The sequence below is a fragment of the Nordella sp. HKS 07 genome, assembly GCF_011046735.1.
Lineage (GTDB): Bacteria > Pseudomonadota > Alphaproteobacteria > Rhizobiales > Aestuariivirgaceae > Taklimakanibacter.
Genome location: NZ_CP049258.1, coordinates 2314110 through 2331382, shown reverse-complemented (window position 1 = coordinate 2331382; position 17273 = coordinate 2314110). Strand labels below are relative to the sequence as shown.

General features: G+C 64.3%; 16 protein-coding genes and 1 pseudogene. 11 read left to right on the top strand and 6 right to left on the bottom strand.

Annotation, left to right across the window (positions count from 1 at the left end; all coding sequences use genetic code 11):
• Window positions 1-8: 8 nt before the first annotated feature.
• Window positions 9-857, top strand: coding sequence for a hypothetical protein (locus tag G5V57_RS10880; protein WP_165167515.1), 849 nt, complete (start codon window positions 9-11; stop codon window positions 855-857).
• A 56-nt stretch (window positions 858-913) separates the two neighbouring features.
• On the opposite strand, the gene G5V57_RS10875 is transcribed toward G5V57_RS10880, so the two are convergent.
• A complete protein-coding gene (locus G5V57_RS10875; protein ID WP_165167514.1) occupies window positions 914-2593 on the bottom strand; it encodes a formate--tetrahydrofolate ligase in 1680 nt (559 codons plus the stop codon).
• Between the two features lie 169 nt (window positions 2594-2762).
• Between G5V57_RS10875 and G5V57_RS10870 the strand changes: the two genes are divergently transcribed.
• Together G5V57_RS10870 and G5V57_RS10865 are read left to right on the top strand one after the other, a co-directional pair.
• Window positions 2763-4349, top strand: a complete 1587-nt coding sequence (locus G5V57_RS10870; RefSeq protein WP_165167513.1) for a gamma-glutamyltransferase family protein — start codon at window positions 2763-2765, stop codon at window positions 4347-4349.
• A gap of 718 nt (window positions 4350-5067) precedes the next feature.
• Entirely contained in the window at window positions 5068-6591 is a 1524-nt protein-coding gene (locus G5V57_RS10865; RefSeq protein ID WP_165167512.1) for a bifunctional diguanylate cyclase/phosphodiesterase, read from the top strand.
• A 36-nt stretch (window positions 6592-6627) separates the two neighbouring features.
• Here the strand turns inward: G5V57_RS10865 and phaR are convergent, their stop codons facing one another.
• Entirely contained in the window at window positions 6628-7236 is a 609-nt protein-coding gene (phaR, locus tag G5V57_RS10860; RefSeq protein WP_165167511.1) for a polyhydroxyalkanoate synthesis repressor PhaR, read from the bottom strand.
• Window positions 7237-7471: 235 nt separating this feature from the next.
• On the opposite strand from phaR, the gene G5V57_RS10855 reads away from it, so the two are divergent.
• The 3 genes from G5V57_RS10855 to G5V57_RS10845 all read left to right on the top strand — a co-directional run bounded on the left by G5V57_RS10855 (window position 7472) and on the right by G5V57_RS10845 (window position 10458).
• Window positions 7472-8659 (top strand): acetyl-CoA C-acetyltransferase, encoded by a 1188-nt coding sequence (locus G5V57_RS10855; protein WP_165167510.1) that lies wholly within the window; start codon window positions 7472-7474, stop codon window positions 8657-8659.
• A gap of 54 nt (window positions 8660-8713) precedes the next feature.
• Window positions 8714-9439: a beta-ketoacyl-ACP reductase gene (locus G5V57_RS10850; protein WP_165167509.1), complete on the top strand. Its 726-nt coding sequence runs from the start codon at window positions 8714-8716 to the stop codon at window positions 9437-9439.
• A 146-nt stretch (window positions 9440-9585) separates the two neighbouring features.
• Window positions 9586-10458: a DMT family transporter gene (locus G5V57_RS10845; protein ID WP_256378663.1), complete on the top strand. Its 873-nt coding sequence runs from the start codon at window positions 9586-9588 to the stop codon at window positions 10456-10458.
• Window positions 10459-10491: 33 nt separating this feature from the next.
• On the opposite strand, the gene G5V57_RS10840 is transcribed toward G5V57_RS10845, so the two are convergent.
• A complete protein-coding gene (locus G5V57_RS10840; RefSeq protein WP_165167508.1) occupies window positions 10492-10917 on the bottom strand; it encodes a cupin domain-containing protein in 426 nt (141 codons plus the stop codon).
• A complete protein-coding gene (gloB, locus tag G5V57_RS10835; protein WP_165167507.1) occupies window positions 10914-11687 on the bottom strand; it encodes a hydroxyacylglutathione hydrolase in 774 nt (257 codons plus the stop codon). Before gloB ends, G5V57_RS10840 begins: the two co-directional genes overlap by 4 nt.
• A gap of 66 nt (window positions 11688-11753) precedes the next feature.
• Here gloB and G5V57_RS10830 point away from each other — a divergent pair, with 66 nt between their 5' ends.
• Both G5V57_RS10830 and G5V57_RS10825 read left to right on the top strand, forming a co-directional pair.
• On the top strand, window positions 11754-12491 hold the full coding sequence (locus G5V57_RS10830; RefSeq protein WP_165167506.1) for a class I SAM-dependent methyltransferase: 738 nt from the start codon (window positions 11754-11756) through the stop codon (window positions 12489-12491).
• A pseudogene (locus tag G5V57_RS10825) lies at window positions 12491-13257 on the top strand (SDR family oxidoreductase). The gene G5V57_RS10830 and the pseudogene G5V57_RS10825 overlap by 1 nt, the downstream one beginning before the upstream one ends.
• Window positions 13258-13261: 4 nt before the next feature.
• On the opposite strand, the gene hpt reads toward G5V57_RS10825, so the two are convergent.
• Both hpt and G5V57_RS10815 read right to left on the bottom strand, forming a co-directional pair.
• Window positions 13262-13813 carry a hypoxanthine phosphoribosyltransferase gene (gene hpt, locus G5V57_RS10820; RefSeq protein ID WP_165167505.1) on the bottom strand — a complete coding sequence of 184 codons (552 nt, stop codon included), beginning with the start codon at window positions 13811-13813 and terminating at the stop codon, window positions 13262-13264.
• Window positions 13800-14549 carry a zinc-ribbon domain-containing protein gene (locus G5V57_RS10815; RefSeq protein WP_165167504.1) on the bottom strand — a complete coding sequence of 250 codons (750 nt, stop codon included), beginning with the start codon at window positions 14547-14549 and terminating at the stop codon, window positions 13800-13802. The genes hpt and G5V57_RS10815 overlap by 14 nt, the downstream gene beginning before the upstream one ends.
• A gap of 207 nt (window positions 14550-14756) precedes the next feature.
• Between G5V57_RS10815 and ftsE the strand changes: the two genes are divergently transcribed.
• The 3 genes from ftsE (at window position 14757) to G5V57_RS10800 (ending at window position 17261) form a co-directional block, all read left to right on the top strand.
• On the top strand, window positions 14757-15416 hold the full coding sequence (gene ftsE / locus G5V57_RS10810) for a cell division ATP-binding protein FtsE (protein ID WP_165167503.1): 660 nt from the start codon (window positions 14757-14759) through the stop codon (window positions 15414-15416).
• A 214-nt stretch (window positions 15417-15630) separates the two neighbouring features.
• Window positions 15631-16536, top strand: coding sequence for an ABC transporter permease (locus G5V57_RS10805; protein WP_165167502.1), 906 nt, complete (start codon window positions 15631-15633; stop codon window positions 16534-16536).
• On the top strand, window positions 16533-17261 hold the full coding sequence (locus G5V57_RS10800; protein ID WP_165167501.1) for a 1-acyl-sn-glycerol-3-phosphate acyltransferase: 729 nt from the start codon (window positions 16533-16535) through the stop codon (window positions 17259-17261). The genes G5V57_RS10805 and G5V57_RS10800 overlap by 4 nt, the downstream gene beginning before the upstream one ends.
• Window positions 17262-17273: the final 12 nt, after the last annotated feature.

Below are 17273 nucleotides of genomic sequence, written 5' to 3'. Positions count from 1 at the left end.
GAACGCCTATGTCCTTGAAGACGTCGCTGCTGAGCGCGAGTTCGGCGCTTGCTCTTGCCTTGATCAATCAGGTGCCCGCGGTCCAGGCCGCCGACATCATCAATGAGCCGCTCTGCGCAGTCTCGGGTTTCAACGGCAAGGTCGAGGCCCTTGGCGGATATTCCGAAAACGATGACCAGGGCGGCGATGCGCTGGTGAGCGGACTGGGTTCGCTCAGCATGCCCCTGGGCTGCGATTTCGGCTTCCAGGCCGATGTCGGCGTGATCGACGAGCTGGACAGGACGACCTATGGCGGCGCCGCGCATCTCTTCACGCGCGACCCCGAGTCCTATCTGCTCGGCGTAACGGGCGGCTATTTCGATGCTGGCGACACCAATATCTGGGCGGTCGGACCTGAGGCCGAGCTCTATTTCGGCCAATTCAGCCTCGAAGCCTGGGGCGGCTATGTCGACATCGATTCCGACGACGGCTCGGATAGCGACGGCTTTGGCATCGTCGATGCCGCTTTCTACGCGACCGACGACTTCCGGCTGTCGGTGGGCGGCAGCATCATCGGCGACCAGGAATTCCTGCGGGCTGGGATGGAGTTTCAGTTCGCCGACGGGCTCACCGCGTCCTTCGGCGCAAAGATCGGCGAAGACGATTATTACAACGTCACCGGCGGTCTCAGCTTCTACTTCGGCGGGGGCGAAAAGAGCCTGATCCGCCGTCACCGCGAGGACGATCCGCGCAACCGCATCCTCGATTTCGTCGGCTTCAAGGAAGCCAAGGAAACCAAGGGCAGCTCGGACAGCAACACCGGCACGGCGCCGCCGACGACCGTGGGGACTCCGCCTCCGACTACTCAGCCGAACTAGCGCACTCGGAGCGTTTCCGTCGGCCGCACCGAAACGCCCCGAGCCGATCCGTCGGCTCAGAACAATCCGGCGATCTGGCCCTTGGCGTCGAGGCCGATCGTCTCGGCCGAAGGCACCTTGGGCAGGCCCGGCATGGTCATGATGTCACCGCAGATGACGACGATGAATTCCGCACCCGCCGCCAGCCGCACCTCGCGGATCGGCACCACATGGTTCGAGGGCGCGCCTTTGAGGTTGGGATCGGTCGAGAAGGAGTACTGCGTCTTGGCCATGCAGATCGGGAACTTGCCGTAGCCCTGGGCTTCATAGGCCTTGAACTGGTCTCGCACCGACTTGTCGGCGACGATGTCGTCGGCGCGGTAGATCTCGCGCGCGATGGTCTTGACCTTGTCCCACAAAGGCATGGCGTCGTCATAGATGGGATAGAACTGGCTCGAGCCCTTGTCGGCGAGCGCCGCCACATGCTTCGCCAGCGCCTCGGTGCCCTTGCCGCCATCGGCCCAGTGCGTGCATTTGAAGCCCTCGACGCCGTGGTCATGGCAGAAATCGGTGATCGCCTTCACCTCGGCATCGGTGTCGCTGATGAAGTGATTGACCGCGACCGCGATCGGCACGCCGAACTTCTTCACATTCTCGATATGGCGGCCGAGATTGGCGAGGCCCTTTTTCATCGCCTCGACATTTTCCTTCTTGAGATCGTCCTTGCCGACGCCGCCATGCATCTTGAGGGCGCGCACCGTGGCGACAATCACCGTCGCGTCGGGATGCAGGCCCGCCTTGCGGCATTTGATGTCGAAGAATTTTTCCGCGCCCAGATCGGCGCCGAAGCCCGCCTCGGTGACAACATAGTCGGCGAGCTTGAGCGCCGCCTTGGTCGCCATTGCCGAATTGCAGCCATGGGCGATATTGGCGAAGGGACCGCCATGCACGAAGGCCGCATTGTTCTCGAGCGTCTGCACCAGATTGGGGAGAAGCGCGTCTTTCAGCAGCACCGTCATGGCGCCGGCCGCCTTGATGTCCTTGGCAAGCACCTGGCCCTTGTCGCGCTTGTGACCGATGACGATCTGGCCGATGCGGCGCTCGAGATCCTCGATCGAGGTGGCAAGGCAGAGGATGGCCATGATCTCGGAGGCGACCGTGATGTCGAAGCCCGCTTCGCGCGGGAAGCCGTTGGCCACACCACCCAGCGAGCAGACGATGTCGCGCAGCGCGCGGTCATTCATGTCCATCACGCGGCGCCAGGAGATGCGGCGCGTGTCGAGGCCGAGCTCGTTGCCCCAGTAAATATGGTTGTCGATCATCGCCGAGAGCAGGTTGTGCGCGGCGGTGATGGCGTGGAAGTCACCGGTGAAATGGAGATTGATGTCCTCCATCGGCACGATCTGCGCATAGCCGCCGCCGGCGGCGCCCCCCTTCATGCCGAAGCAGGGGCCGAGCGACGGCTCGCGCAGGCAGATCATCGCCTTCTTACCGATGCGGTTGAGGCCGTCGCCGAGACCGACCGTCGTCGTCGTCTTGCCTTCGCCGGCGGGCGTCGGGTTGATCGCGGTGACGAGGATGAGCTTGCCGTCCTTCTTCTTGGAGAGCCCCGAGATGAAGTCCAAGGACAGCTTGGCCTTGGTATGGCCATAGGGGATCAGATCGTCCGCGGGGATACCGAGCTTCTTGCCGATTTCGAGGATCGGCTTCATCTTTGCTTCGCGGGCGATCTCGATGTCGCTCTTGACGGTGGCCATGACGGTGACTTCCTCCCAGTCTCGAAATTGCGAAAAGAGGAGCGAACAATAGACAGGCCATTGCGGCAAGGCGAGCGCGAAACGGCATCCTGAAGCGAATTGCGACACTCTGGCCCGAGCGAGCCGAGAAGGCAGTGGATAGATGCGCAAGCCCACGCTAAACGGAAGCATGCGTAACTTCCAGCTTCCCGGCCGCTCGGTCGCCTATGGCACTGCGGGCATGGCCGCAACATCATCGCCTCTGGCGACGCTTCTGGCCCTCGATATTATGAGGAATGGTGGCAATGCGGCCGATGCCGCCATCGCCGCATCCGCCGTTCTCTGCATCACCGAGCCGCATATGACCGGCATCGGCGGCGATTGCTTCGCGCTCATCGGAAAGAACGATGGCACGATAGAGGGCATCAATGGATCGGGCCGCGCCGGCCGGCGCGCCGATGCCGACTGGCTGAAGTCGGCACGGCTCGCCGGCATAGAGCCGAAGAGCGTGCATGCGGTGACGGTGCCGGGCGCCATCGATGCGTGGGCGGCACTTCTCGCCAGGCACGGGACGATAGATCTCAAGGAAGCGCTCAAGCCGGCGACCCGGCTCGCCGAAGAGGGCGTGCCGACGACGCCGCGCGTCGCCCAGGACTGGGCGCTGGACGCGGACGATCTCGCCCACGACGAAGGTGCGAAGCTTCACTATCTGAAAGACGGGCGCGCACCGCGCGAAGGCGAGGTGATGCGCTATCCGGCGCTGGCGCGCACGCTGAAGCTCATCGGCGAGCGCGGCCGCGACGGTTTCTATGCCGGCGAGATCGCCGAGGAGATCGTCCGCCATCTCGGCGCCCGGGGAGGGCTGCTCACGCTCGATGACCTCGCCGCAACGAAAGCGAGCTGGGTCGCGCCGATCTCCACTTCCTTCGCCGGTGTCGAGCTTGCGGAAATACCACCCAATGGTTCGGGGCTGACGGCGCTCATCGCGCTTAACATCCTCAAGCAGTTTGACATGGCGAAGTATGGTGTAAGCAGCGTCGAGCGCTACCATCTGCAGATCGAGGCGATGAAGCTCGCCTGGGTGCTGCGCAATCGCCATATCGCCGAGCGCGAGCATATGACGGTCGCGCCCGAGGATCTCTTGAGCGACAAGACGGCAACGGAGCTTGCCGGCCTCATCGACATGAAGCGGGCGCTGAAGAGCCCGGAGAACCTGATCCCAATGCCGGGCTCGGACACGGTCTATCTCACCGTCGTCGATTGCCACGGTATGGCCGTGTCCTTCATCAATTCGATCTATTGGGCCTTCGGCTCCGGCATCGTCACGCCAAAGAGCGGCATCGCGTTGCAGAACCGCGGCGCAAATTTCGTCACCGACCTCAAGCATCCCAATTGCATCGGGCCCGGCAAGCGTCCACTGCACACGATCATACCGGCCATGGTGCGCGCCAAAGGCCTAATCGACATGTCCTTCGGCGTCATGGGCGGGTCGTTCCAGCCGATGGGCCATGTCGGCGTCATGCTCAACCGCTATGTCTACGGTCTCGACGTCCAGGAAACGCTCGATCTGCCGCGCGCCTTTCCCGATCAGGGCCGTGTCGAAATCGAGGCTGGCTGTGATGAAGCTCTGCGCAGAGGCCTCGCGGCGCTCGGCCATGATGTCGCCCAGGCGGCCGAGCCTTTCGGCGGCGGGCAGGCCATACTTTTCGATCGCGAGCAGGGTGTCCTCGCCGGCGGCTCGGACTTCCGCAAGGATGGAATGGCGCTCGGCTATTAGAGCATCGGCCCGAGAACCTTGTGGTCGGGCTTGCCCGACCATGCGTGCGGTTCTCGGATAAGCCGATGCGTATAAACAAAGAGATAGAGCGCCGAGGCGATTCCATGAGAACAACCAGCGCTCTAGCCCTCTCGCCATTTCTCACTTAATTTACCAATTGCCCGTTAACTTGGCCGGGGCAAGGATGGCTGGCAATTTGCCGGCCGGCGAGTAATCTTATCTCATCAGCGCTCTGGAGGCCGCTTGAGCGAACCATCACCGAGATCATCCAGCGCAGATCCGCAGAAGAAAGCGGAAGAACGCAGCTATGCCGAGCGCGCGGCGGGTCCGGTCGAATCGCTGGCGCGCGTCATCAGCGCCGAGGAGCTGGAGCGGGTGCGCATGGCGGTGCTCGCGGTCGGCGAGGCGGCCTATCACTGGGTGATCGAATCGGACGAGATCTTCTGGAGCGCCAATGCGCCGGAAATCCTGCATTGCCCGGCGGGCCGGCTCACCACCGGGCGGTCCTACGCGGCCCTACTCGATATCGACAATTTCACCACCCGCTATGACGCGGTGATGCGCACCGTCTACAAGGACGAGGGCGAGGGCATCCCCCTATCAGATCGAATATCTGTTCCGGCCCGACGGCAAGAACGGCAAGACCGCCTACTGGCTCGAGGACACCGGACGCTGGTATGCCGGCGCCGACGGTCGGCCGGCGGAGGCCTTCGGCATCGTGCGCCGCATCGACGACCGCCATTCGCGCGACCAGCATCTGAACTTCCTCGGCAATTGCGATCCGCTTACCGGCATGATGAATCGCGGCCGCATGGCGGAAGCCCTGGACGAGGCGATCATCGCCGCCGACAGAGAGGGCGTCGCCCGCGCCTTCGTCATCGCCGGCATCAACAATCTCGCCGTCGTCAACGATGCCTATGGCTTCGAGGTGGCCGACGAAGTCATCATCGCGGTTGGGCGCCGTCTCAAGAACGTGGTGCGCGCCGGCGATCCGATCGCGCGTTATTCGGGCAGCAAGTTCGCCATCATCCTCAACAATTGCGACGAGCGCGAGCTCGCCGTCGCGGCGGAGCGCTTCCTGCAGGTGGCGCGCGAGAGCGTCATCGAAACCGAGCACGGCCCGGTATGGGCCATGCTGTCGATCGGCGCCATCATCCTGCCGGGCCATGCCGCCGACGCCAACACCGCCATGGCGCGCGCCGAGGAGGCCCTGACCGAGGCCAAGCGCATGCCGTCCGACGGCTTCGTCGTCTACAAGCCGTCGCAGAAGCTCATTTCCGAGCGCAGCATCAATGCGCGCGCCGCGCATGAGATTGTCGCCTGCCTCAAGGAGGACCGTTTCAAGCTCGCCTTCCAGCCGATCGTCGATGCGACGACCAGCGATGTGGTGATGCACGAGGCGCTGTTGCGTATGGCCGATGCGCGCGGCGACATGATCGCCGCGGCGCATCTGATTCCGATCGCCGAGAAGCTCGGCCTCGTCCGCCTCATCGACCGCACGGTGACGCAACTCACCGTCTCGACGCTGCTCGCCTATCCGCAAGCCCACCTCACCTTCAACGTCTCCGGCATCACCGCCACCGACCCGCGCTGGTTCGGGCAGTTGACCGAGATCCTGAAAGCCCATCGCGAGGTCACGCCGCGCCTCACGGTGGAGATCACCGAGACGGTGGCGCTCGGCGATCTCGACGAGACGGTGCGCTTCACCCGCACGCTGCGCGATCTCGGCTGTCGCGTCGCCATCGACGATTTCGGCGCCGGCTATACGTCGTTCCGCAATCTCAAGGCGCTGAGTGTCGATATCCTGAAGCTCGACGGCTCTTTCTGCGCCAATCTGGCGGAAAATCTGGAGAACCAGTATTTCGTCCGTTCCCTGATCGACATGGCGCGGCAGTTCCAGATCAAGACCGTCGCCGAATGGGTCGAGACGCCGGAAGACGCCGAGTTCCTGCGCCAGCTGGGGGCGGACTACCTGCAGGGCAATCTGTTCGGCAAGGCCTCGCTCGACATTCCCTGGCCGGGTGACGGCGACGGGGAAGCGCCGCCTGCCGAGACCAAGCCAGAAACCGCGAGCAGGCCGGCGATCGCGGAAAAAAGCGAGACCCCTGCGGTGCGCGAGGAGCCGAATGCGCGCGTCGAGCCCCCGCGCCCGACATTCGAGGAAAACGACGAACCCGACATGTCGCGGCTCAGGCTGGCCATCGATGCCCTCAACGCACAATTCCGCCGCGGCCGGGATTGAGATCTGCGCCTCCCCGTTTCAGGGGGCAAGGGCAGGCTATTTCCCGCCGGCGATGGCGTCGATCTTGCGCTGCATGGCGGAGAGCTGATCCTTCAGGGCCTGAAGGTCGTCCTTGCCGCCTTGCGCCTCACGCGGCTTTGCCGTCTCGGCCGGCTTCGGCGGGCCCTGCTGGCCCGCCATGGCGGCGGTGAAGGGATTGAACATGCGCATGGCGTCGTGGAACATCACCATATTGCGCTCGGTTTGTTCCTGCATCGCCTTGAAAGGGTCGGCGCCCCAGATCTCGGCCATCTGCTGGCGCAGCTTGTCCTGTTCCTTGGTGAGCGATTCGAGCGACATCTCCAGATAGCCCGGCACGAAGGCCTGCATGCTGTCGCCATAGAAACGGATGAGCTGGCGCAGGAAGCGGATCGGCAGCAGATTCTGGCCCTTGCCCTCTTCCTCGAAGATGATCTGGGTCAGGACCGAGCGGGTGATCTCCTCGCCGGTCTTGGCGTCATAGACGACGAAATCGGTGCCCTTCTTGACCATTTCGGCCAGGTCATCGAGCGTCACGTATGTGCTGGTCGCGGTGTTGTAGAGACGCCGGTTCGCGTATTTCTTGATAACGACCGCATTGGCGGTGGCTGTCTGTTCGCCGCTCAAACTCCGTCTCCCTTACCCAAGCCCGTGCTGCCTGCCGGCAATCTCGTTGGATAGTCTGCTGCTGCGCCATTCCCGCCAAATCGCATAATCCGCCGGGAAATACCCGCAAAGGGTGCTCCGTGCGGTGCACAATTGCAAGCGCAAAAAGAATATCCATCTTGGCTGAAAGCGCGCATTGCAACGCCCGCGATAGTCGGGCTTAATGTTCCGCAACCCAGCACCGGAGGCCTCTTTCATGGCAAATTCTGATCATTCCGTCGTCATCGTCTCGGCCGCACGGACCCCTGTCGGGTCCTTCAATGGCGCGCTGTCGAGCATCTCCGCTCATGCGCTCGGCGCCGTGGCGCTCAAGGCCGCCATGAGCCGCGCCAAGGTCGAGCCCAAGGAGGTCGACGAGGTCATACTGGGTCAGATCCTGACCGCGGGGCAGGGGCAGAATCCGGCCCGCCAGGCGGCGATCGCCGCCGGCATTCCGGTCGAAAGCCCGGCCTGGGGCGTCAATCAGTTGTGCGGCTCGGGCTTGCGCGCGGTGGCGCTAGGCCTGCAGCAGATCGCCAATGGCGATGCCAAAGTGGTGGCGGCGGGCGGCCAGGAATCGATGTCGCTCGCTCCGCACTGCCAGCATCTGCGCAATGGCGTGAAAATGGGCGACTTCCAGATGATCGACACGATGATCAAGGACGGCCTGTGGGACGCCTTCAATGGCTATCATATGGGTAACACGGCCGAGAATGTCGCCCGCCAGTGGCAGATCACCCGCGACACCCAGGACAATTTCGCGGTCGCCTCGCAGAACAAGGCGGAGGCGGCCCAGAAGGCCGGCCGGTTCAAGGACGAAATCGCCCCCGTCACCGTCCCCTCGCGCAAGGGCGATATCGTCGTCGACCAGGACGAATATATCCGCCTCGGCGCCACCCTCGACCAGGTCGCCAAGCTCAAGGCGGTGTTCCAGAAGGACGGAACCGTCACCGCCGGCAATGCCTCCGGCATCAATGACGGTGCGGCGGCCGTCATCCTGATGAGCGCCAAGGACGCCGAGAAGCGCGGTCTCGAGCCACTCGCCCGCATCGTCTCCTGGGCGCATGCCGGCGTCGATCCCGCCATCATGGGGTCGGGCCCGATCCCGGCGTCGCGCGCGGCGCTCAAGAAGGCGGGATGGAAGGTCGAGGATCTGGATCTGGTCGAAGCCAACGAAGCCTTCGCGGCGCAGGCTTGCGCGGTCAACAAGGACATGGGCTGGTCGGGTGATATCGTGAATGTGAATGGCGGCGCCATCGCGCTTGGTCATCCGATCGGGGCGTCGGGTGCCCGCGTCCTGGTCACGCTGCTGCACGAGATGGGCAGGCGCAAGTCGAAGAAGGGCCTCGCCACTTTGTGCATCGGCGGCGGCATGGGTATCGCAATGTGCGTCGAGCGGGCGTGAAGACCCGTAGATGCTGGACGAGGTGAGGTGACAACAGGCAAGGGGTGAGGACACATGGGACGAGTTGCTGTCGTAACCGGCGGAACACGCGGCATCGGCGCGGCCATCGCCAGGGCGCTCAAGGCTGAGGGCTATCAGGTGGTGGCCAACTATGCCGGCAATGACGAGGCGGCGGCCAAGTTCAAGGCCGAGACCGGCATCGCGGTGCGCAAATGGGATGTCGGCGACTACGAGGCCTGCGCCGGCAATCTCAAGGCCATCGAGGCCGAGATCGGGCCGGTCGACATCCTGGTCAACAATGCCGGTATCACCAAGGACGGCATGTTCCACAAGATGACGTCCGAGCAGTGGTATCAGGTGATCAACACCAATCTCAACTCGCTGTTCAACATGTGCCGGCCGCTCATCGAAGGCATGCGCGAGCGCAGCTTCGGCCGCATCATCAACATCTCGTCCATCAACGGGCAGAAGGGCCAGATGGGGCAGGTGAACTACTCCGCCTCCAAGGCCGGCGATATCGGCTTCACCAAGGCGCTGGCGCAGGAGAATGCCAGGAAAGGCATCACCGTCAACGCCATCTGCCCCGGCTACATTGCCACCGAGATGGTGATGGCGGTGCCCAAGGAGGTGCTCGACAAGTCGATCATCCCGCAAATCCCGGTCGGCCGCCTCGGCCAGCCGGAGGAAGTCGCGCGCTGCGTCGTCTTCCTGGCGTCTGATCATTCCGGCTTCATCACCGGCTCGGTGCTCACCGCCAATGGCGGCCAATATATGGTGTGATTCCCAAACTCCCTCAGCGCTGACCCGTCCGGCCCTCCGCTTGCGCTTCGGGCGCTCGTCGCTCAAAAAGGTCCACTGGACCTTTTTGTCGGCTTCGCCGCCGCGCCTCGCCCCCGCAACGGGGAGGGGAATATTTCGAGGCTCTCTTGTCCCGCAATACCGCGACGCTTATTGGCTTCACGGCCGTCCTCATGTGGGCGGTGCTGGCCTTCCTGACCGCCGCCAGCGGCCAGGTACCGCCCTTCCAACTCGCCGCCATGACCTTCCTCGTCGGCGGGCTGCTCGGTGTCGCCACCTGGCCGTTCCGGCCGGGCATACTTGCGACGATGCCCACCGATTGGCGGGTCTGGGCGCTCGGCATCGCCGGGCTGTTCGGCTATCACTTCGTCTATTTCACCGCCATACGGGCGGCACCGCCGGTCGAGGTGAGCCTGCTCGCCTATCTCTGGCCGCTCTTCCTTGTCGCCTTCTCGGCCTTGCTGCCGGGCGAGAAGCTGAAGGCGCATCACATCATCGGTGTCGTCGTCGGACTTCTGGGCGCTGGCCTGGTGATCACCCGCGGCCAGGGCCTGGGCCTCGCGCAGGGCTTCGGTCCCGGCCATGCGCTGGGCTTCGCCTGCGCCCTGATCTGGGCTTCCTATTCGGTGCTGTCGCGACGCTTCGGCCGGGTCTCGACCGATGTGGTGGCGGGCTACTGCCTCATCACCTCGGCCCTCGCCTTTATCTGCCATCTTCTGTTCGAGACGACACTATGGCCTGAGACGGCGGGCCAGTGGCTGGCGATACTGGGCCTCGGCCTCTTTCCGGTGGGGGCCGCCTTCTACAGCTGGGACCTCGGCGTCAAGCGCGGCGACATCATGGCGCTCGGCGCCTCGTCCTACGCCTCGCCGCTCCTCTCCACGCTGGTCCTGATCGCGACGGGCTACGCCGCCTGTCACTGGTCGATCCTCATCGCCTGCCTGCTCATCACCGCAGGCGCGGTGATCGCCGCGAAGGACCTGCTTTTCAAGAGTCGCTAGCTATCATATCGGTTCGACACCTACGTCAAACAATCAATGCGGCGCCCAGTCCTTCGGCGCCAGCTCGAAGCCGTCGAAGGCGAAAGCCGGCGAGACGGTGCAGCTTGTCAGCGTCCATGCGCCTTGCGAGCGCGCCGTCTGCCAGCAGAAGCGCGGCACGATCACCTGCGGGCGCTGGCCGCTGGCCAGATCGGGGCCGAGGTGATTGAGGTCGACATGGCGCCCGTCATGCGAGAGGCCGAGGGCGAGGGGTGCCCCCGCATGCCAATGCCATATCTCTTCGGCATCGATCCGATGCCAATGGCTGATCTCGCCCTCACCCAGGAGGTAATAGATGGCGGTGCCGGCGGAACGCTCGCCCAGGGCGGCATCGGCGCGCCAGGTCTCGCGATAATGGCCACCTTCGGGATGCGGCTTCAGATCCAGCAGGCGGATGATATCGCTGGCCCCGAGTGTCATCGGAAAGCGTCCTTGCGCTTCCTGACCTCGGCGAAGACATCCGCATTGCCGGCCAGCGCCATGCTCAGGATGGAGCGGATCTCCTTGCTCTCGGGCCTCAGGAAGACATTGGTGTCGAGCTCCTCGCCGATCGTGCCGGGCAAGGTCATCTCAGACTTGGCGCGCTGCGCCTTGGTCCTGGCGGCGCGCTTCACCAGCGCCTCGTTGCCGGGCTCGATGGTGAGCGCGAAGCGGGCGTTCGATTCCGTATATTCGTGGCCGCAATGGAAGACCGTGTCGCGCGGCAGCTTGCGCAACTTGTCGAGCGAGGTCCACATCTCGGCGAGCGTGCCCTCGATCACCCGGCCGCAGCCGAGCGCGAACAGCGTATCGCCGGCGAAGAGCAGCTTCTCTTCCGGCAGATGCAGCACGATATGCCCCTTGGTATGGCCGGGAGTGGCGATAACCTTCACTTCCCGTCCGGCGAAGTCGTAAGAGTCGCCGCCCGAGACTCGCTGGTCGATGCCGGGGATGCGGGCAGCTTCGGCCTTGGGACCGATGATCGTCGCGCCCCATTTCTCCTTGAGGGCGAGATTGCCCTCGACATGGTCGGTATGGTGGTGCGTGGTCAGGATATGGGTAAGCTTCCAGCCCTTGCGCGCAAGTTCGCGCTCGATGGCGGGGGCCGCGGGCGCGTCGATGGTGGCGGTCTGGCCGGTCGCGGCGTCGTGGACGAGGACGCCATAATTGTCCTCACGGCAGATGAAAGGGTGAAGGTCGAGCTGAGGCAACAGCGTGTTTCCCTTGGTCGAAATTGGTGCGTGACCGCAGCCTTGTGAATACCTATCTTCCTTATAATGGATGTTGCCGATCTACGCGAATTCTACGCAAGCCGGCTCGGCCAGGCGACTCGCCGGCTGATCGCGCATCGCTTGCGCGACCGTTTCGGCGATCTCACCGGCGCCACGGTGCTGGGCCTGGGATTCGCGGCACCCTATCTCGATCATCCCTCCGATGGTGCCGAGCGCAGCCTTGTCTTCATGATGGCGCAGCGCGGCGTGCTGCACTGGCCGGAAGGCCAGCCCAATGCCGCCGCCCTGGTCGAGGAATGCGAATTGCCGCTGCTCGAAAGCACGGTCGATTTCGCGCTCGTCATCCATGGGCTCGAGCTCACCGACCAGCCCTCCGAGATGCTGCAGGAAATCTGGCGGGTCATGTCGCCGCAAGGCCGGCTGGTGATTGTGGTGCCGAACCGGCGCGGCCTGTGGGCGCGTTCGGATGCGACACCTTTCGGCTATGGCCAGCCTTATTCGCGCTCGCAACTGCAACAGGCGCTCAAGGAAACGAAGTTCTCGCCCGTCGGCTGGTCGCAGGCTTTATTCATGCCGCCCTCCGAGCGCGGCCTGCTCCTCAAGTCGGCGGCGGCCTGGGAAAGGCTGGGTCTCAGGACCTCACCGGCTTTCTCCGGCGTCATCATCGTCGAGGCGGTGAAACAGGTCTATGCCGTGTCGACCCGAAAGCGCTCGCGCCGCATGCTGCCGCGGCTCAGGCCGGCGCTCGTCTCTTTCGATGTGAAGCTGCCGCGCGCGAAATAATGAGCACGCTGTTCGCGCTTGCGGGCAAGACCGCGCTCGTCACCGGCGCCGGACGAGGCCTCGGCCTCGCCATCGCCAAGGCGCTGGCCGAAGCCGGCGCTCACGTCCTTTGAACGGGCGCAGACCGGAACCTCTCGAGCGGGCGGCCGAACAGATCCGGGCGGCGGGCGCTTCGGCATCACCCATCGCCTTCGACGTCACCAACGAGGCGCAGGTCGAGGCGGCCTTCGCGCGGATCGCCGCCGAGCAAAGCGGGCTCGACATACTGGTCAACAATGTCGGCCTGCGCGACCGCCGCCCCATATTCGATTTCACCCTTGGCGATGTGCGCAAGCTCATCGAGGCCGATCTGGTGGCGCCCTTCGAGCTCAGCCGGCGGGCGGTGAAGCTGATGATCGGCAAGGCGCAAGGCGGGCGCATCGTCAACATCACCTCGATCGCGGGCCCCGTCGCCAATTCGGGCGATGCGGTCTATACGACGGCGAAAGGCGGCCTTCTGGCGCTGACCCGGGCACTTGCCGCCGAGCTCGGGGCGCATGGCATCACGGTCAATGCCGTGGCGCCGGGCTTTTTTGCCACCGAAACCAATGAACAGCTCGTCGCCGATGCGCGCATCGCCGAGTGGCTCAGGCAACGCACCGCGCTCGGGCGCTGGGGCAGGCCCGAGGAAATTGCCGGCGCCGTCGTTTTTCTGGCGTCACCCGCCGCCTCCTATGTCACCGGCCACATGCTGGCGGTCGACGGCGGCTATCTCGCTCATTTTTAAATCGTCACTTCGCCGTCAGCACGTGACCGACGAAAGGCAGTTCGCGGAACTGGTGCGCCATGTCCATACCATAGCCGACGACGAACTTGTCCGGGCAGACGAAGCCCCGGTGATCGGCCTCGATGTCGGCGGCGAGATGGCCGGGCTTTTCGAGCAGCACGGCGGTCGAAACGCTGCGGGCGCCGCGCGCGGCGAGCAGGTCCTTGGCGTAGGCCAGCGTGCGGCCCGATTCGAGGATGTCGTCGATGAGCAGGATGTCGCGGTCCTCGATCGGCGATTCGACGTCGCGCAATACATCGACCTTGCCGGAGGAGCGGGTCTTGTCGCGATAGCTCGCCAGCATCATGAAATCGACTTCCGGCGACAGGCCGGCGCGGTGCATGGCGCGGATGAGGTCGGCGGCGAAGACGAAGCTGCCCTTCAGCACCGGCACGACCAGGAGGCGGTGCGGTTGCTTCTTGGCGATCGCCTGCGCGATGGCTTCGATACGTTCGGAGATCTGGGCTTCGGAGAACAACACCGCGATGCGGTGGCCGTCTATTTCAATGTGACTCATGGCGGGGATTTACGCCAATTTCATCGGCATGGGCAAAGCGAATCTGCACATTTTCGGCGGTTTCCGGCGGCGAAGCGACGCGGGTGGTGAAGGTGGTGATTTCCCCCGGACGCAGGGGCCTTATGGCGGAATCGAGCGTCCAGGCATAGACCGCGGCGGCCCCTGCATCCTGCAAGGTAAAGCGCAAAGAGGGAACCTTGCGGTCCCCCTCGCTCACATTGACGATCTCGCCCTTGATCGCGATGACGCGGGTGCCGTCGACGATCAGATGCTGCTGCTCGACGCGGCGCACCTCGAGGCCGTAGATATTGACGCCGATGCCGGCCTGCTCGAAGGCGCGCATGCTGACCGGGAAGAGACGCACCGTCGCCTCGGGCATCGAAAAAGCGGCGATGAAAGGCGTGACGGCGGCGGCGGCGAAGGCGCCCCAGCCGCAAAGCCTATGGCGTCGGCGGCGCTGGGCGGCGACGAAATCCTCACGCGCCAGGCGGGCCGCCTCGGTCAGGCGGCGGATCTCGCGGTCCTCGTCGGGGCGGACATCGATCAATGGCGCGGCAGCCGGCACCGGAGAGACGGAATGAGATACGGGCCTCGGCGCCACGTCGATGATCTCGGTGGGACGGCACTCGATCCAATTATGGCCGCATTCGACGCAGCGCACCATGGTGCCGCTGGCGCTGAAGCGCGTAGCGGGGAAGTCATAGCGAGTTGCGCAAGCGGGGCAGGCGACTATCATTCCGAGGGTGCCGTTGAAACGATTCGAGACCAGGGCCCGACTGTCCCTATGGTCTTGAAGATTAACCGCAAACAGGGTTAAGGCGGCGTTAAGAGCATCGGACCGAAAAGTGCGAAGCGGTTTTCGGATAATCCGATGCTCAAATCAAAGAGTTAGAGCACCGGATTCTATCAGACTGTCCGGCGCTCTAATGCTGAAGGGGACCACATGGTTCGTCTCGAAAATGTCGGCCTGCGCTATGGGCATGGGCCGGAGATCCTGAAGGACGTCTCCTTCATCCTGGCGCCGGGTGAGTTCCGTTTTCTCACCGGGCCATCGGGCGCCGGCAAGACATCGCTTCTGCGCCTCCTGTTTCTGTCGATGGCGCCGACGCGCGGCTTCATGAGCGTGTTCGGCCAGGACACGACACAGATCGGTCGCAAGGACCTGCCATTGCTGCGCCGCCGTATCGGCATCGTGTTCCAGGAATTCCGCTTGCTCGACCATCTGACCACTTACGAGAATGTCGCTCTGCCGTTGCGCGTGGCGGGGCTGGCTGAAGAAAGGTATCGAGCCGATGTCATGGAACTCCTCAAATGGGTGGGGCTCGCCGAGCAGGCGCGCGTGATGCCGCAGGTGCTCTCGGGCGGCGAGAAGCAGCGCGCCGCGATCGCGCGCGCCGTCATCGCCAAGCCGCAGCTGCTGCTCGCCGACGAGCCGACGGGCAATGTCGATCCGGCGCTGGCCAAGCGGCTGCTGAGATTGTTCCTCGAGCTCAACCGCCTCGGCACCACTGTGCTGATCGCCACCCATGACGCGCAGCTCATCGCCCAGGCGCGGATGCCGGTCATGACCCTCGATCAGGGCGAATTGAGACTGGCGGCATGAGAATCTCCTGTGGTGCATCGACACTCATCCCCTCTCCCCCTGCGGAGGAGAGGGCTAGGGTGAGGGGGAACCGACGGAGAATTCCGAGCCTCAGATTCAGGACTTTTGCTGTCCGTTCCCCCTCACCCTCCCAATGCTTCGCATTGGGCCCCTCCCTCTCCCCCGTGGGGGGCGAGGGTAAGAAGCAGCCCGCGCCCCATTTTGGAATGACGGCATGACCGACCAGGCCGCGCATCGTCCCGAAGCCATCATCCCGCCCGACGCGGCGCCCTTGCGCACGCTCACTCTCGCAATGGCGGTGATGTGCTATCTGGCCGTGCTGGCGGCGGGCGGCCTCGTACTGATCAACCGCTCGGTCGAGGCCTGGACCGGCGATCTGTCGCGCGAGATCACCGTTCAGATCCGCGAGATCCAGGGGCGCAACATGGAGGACGATCTCGCCAAGGCGGCCGCCATTCTCAAGGCCACGCCCGGTGTCCTGAATGTCACGGTGCTCGACGAAAAAGCGGCGATCGACCTGCTCGAGCCGTGGATCGGCGGCATCGACGGGCTGGAGGACCTGCCCGTGCCGCGCCTCATCGCGATCGAGATCGATCCCGGCAACCCGCCGGATTTCGCCGCGCTCGAAACCGCTCTGCGCAATGAGGTGCCGGGCGTCAGCCTCGACACGCATAAACGCTGGCAGGCCGAACTCACCCGCATGGCGCGCGTGCTGACGACGCTCGCTTATGCCATCCTGGCCCTGATCGGCCTGTGCACCATCGCCATCGTCGTCTTCGCCACGCGCGCGGCACTCGAGGCCAATCGGGAAGTGGTCGAGGTGCTGCATCTCGTCGGCGCCCGCGACAGTTTCATCGCGCGCCAGGTCTGGGGCCGCTTCCTGCGCACCGGACTCACCGCCGGTGTCATCGGCCTCGTGCTCGGCATCCTCACCTTCTTTCTGGCGGCGGGGGCGGCGCCCGAAAGCTTCGCCGCCATCACCCAGGAATTCCTCTCCTTTTCGGGCGGTCACCTGACGCAGAATTATCTCTCGCTGGCAGCGGTGCCGCTGGTGGTGACACTCATCTGCCTCATCACGTCGCGCGTGACGCTGCTGCGCATCCTGAAGAGTCTCCGGTGACCTGGTTCCGCTCGTTCGTCTACAATATCGTCTTCTATGTGAATCTGGTGCTGTTCCTGGTGCTGGGCTCGCCCTTCTATGTGACCCCGCGCAAATGGTCGATCCGCGCTCTGCAGGCCTGGGCGACCACCAGCCTGTGGTGGCTGAAAGTGATCTGCGGCACGAAGCTCGAGGTCAGGGGCCGCGAGAATATCCCCGCGGGCGCGGTGCTGGTGGCGTCCAAGCATCAATCGACCTGGGACACTTTCGCGCTGCTGCCGCTCTTCGATGATCCGGCGATGGTCTTGAAGCGCGAGCTTATCTTCATCCCGCTGTTCGGCTGGTTCATCCCGAAATTCCGCATGATCCCGGTCGAGCGCTCGGCCGGCGCGCAAGGTCTCAAGACCATGCTGGCGCGCGCCAGGGAAGCGGCGAAAATGGGCCGCCAGCTGGTGATCTTCCCGGAAGGCACGCGCACCGCGCCCGATGCGGCCCCCGACTACAAGCCGGGAGCGGCCGCCCTTTACCTGCATCTGGGCCTGCCCTGTCTCCCGATCGCACTCAATTCCGGCCTGTTCTGGCCCCGGCGCAAGTTCCTGCGCTATCCGGGCACGATCGTGGTCGAGATATTGCCCGTGATCGAGCCGGGCCTGTCGCGGCGCGATTTCTCGAATCGATTGCAGGAGACGATCGAGACGGCGACGGCGCGGCTGGTGAAGGAAGGGCGCGCCTCAGCGCGAGAGTGATATGAGAATTTG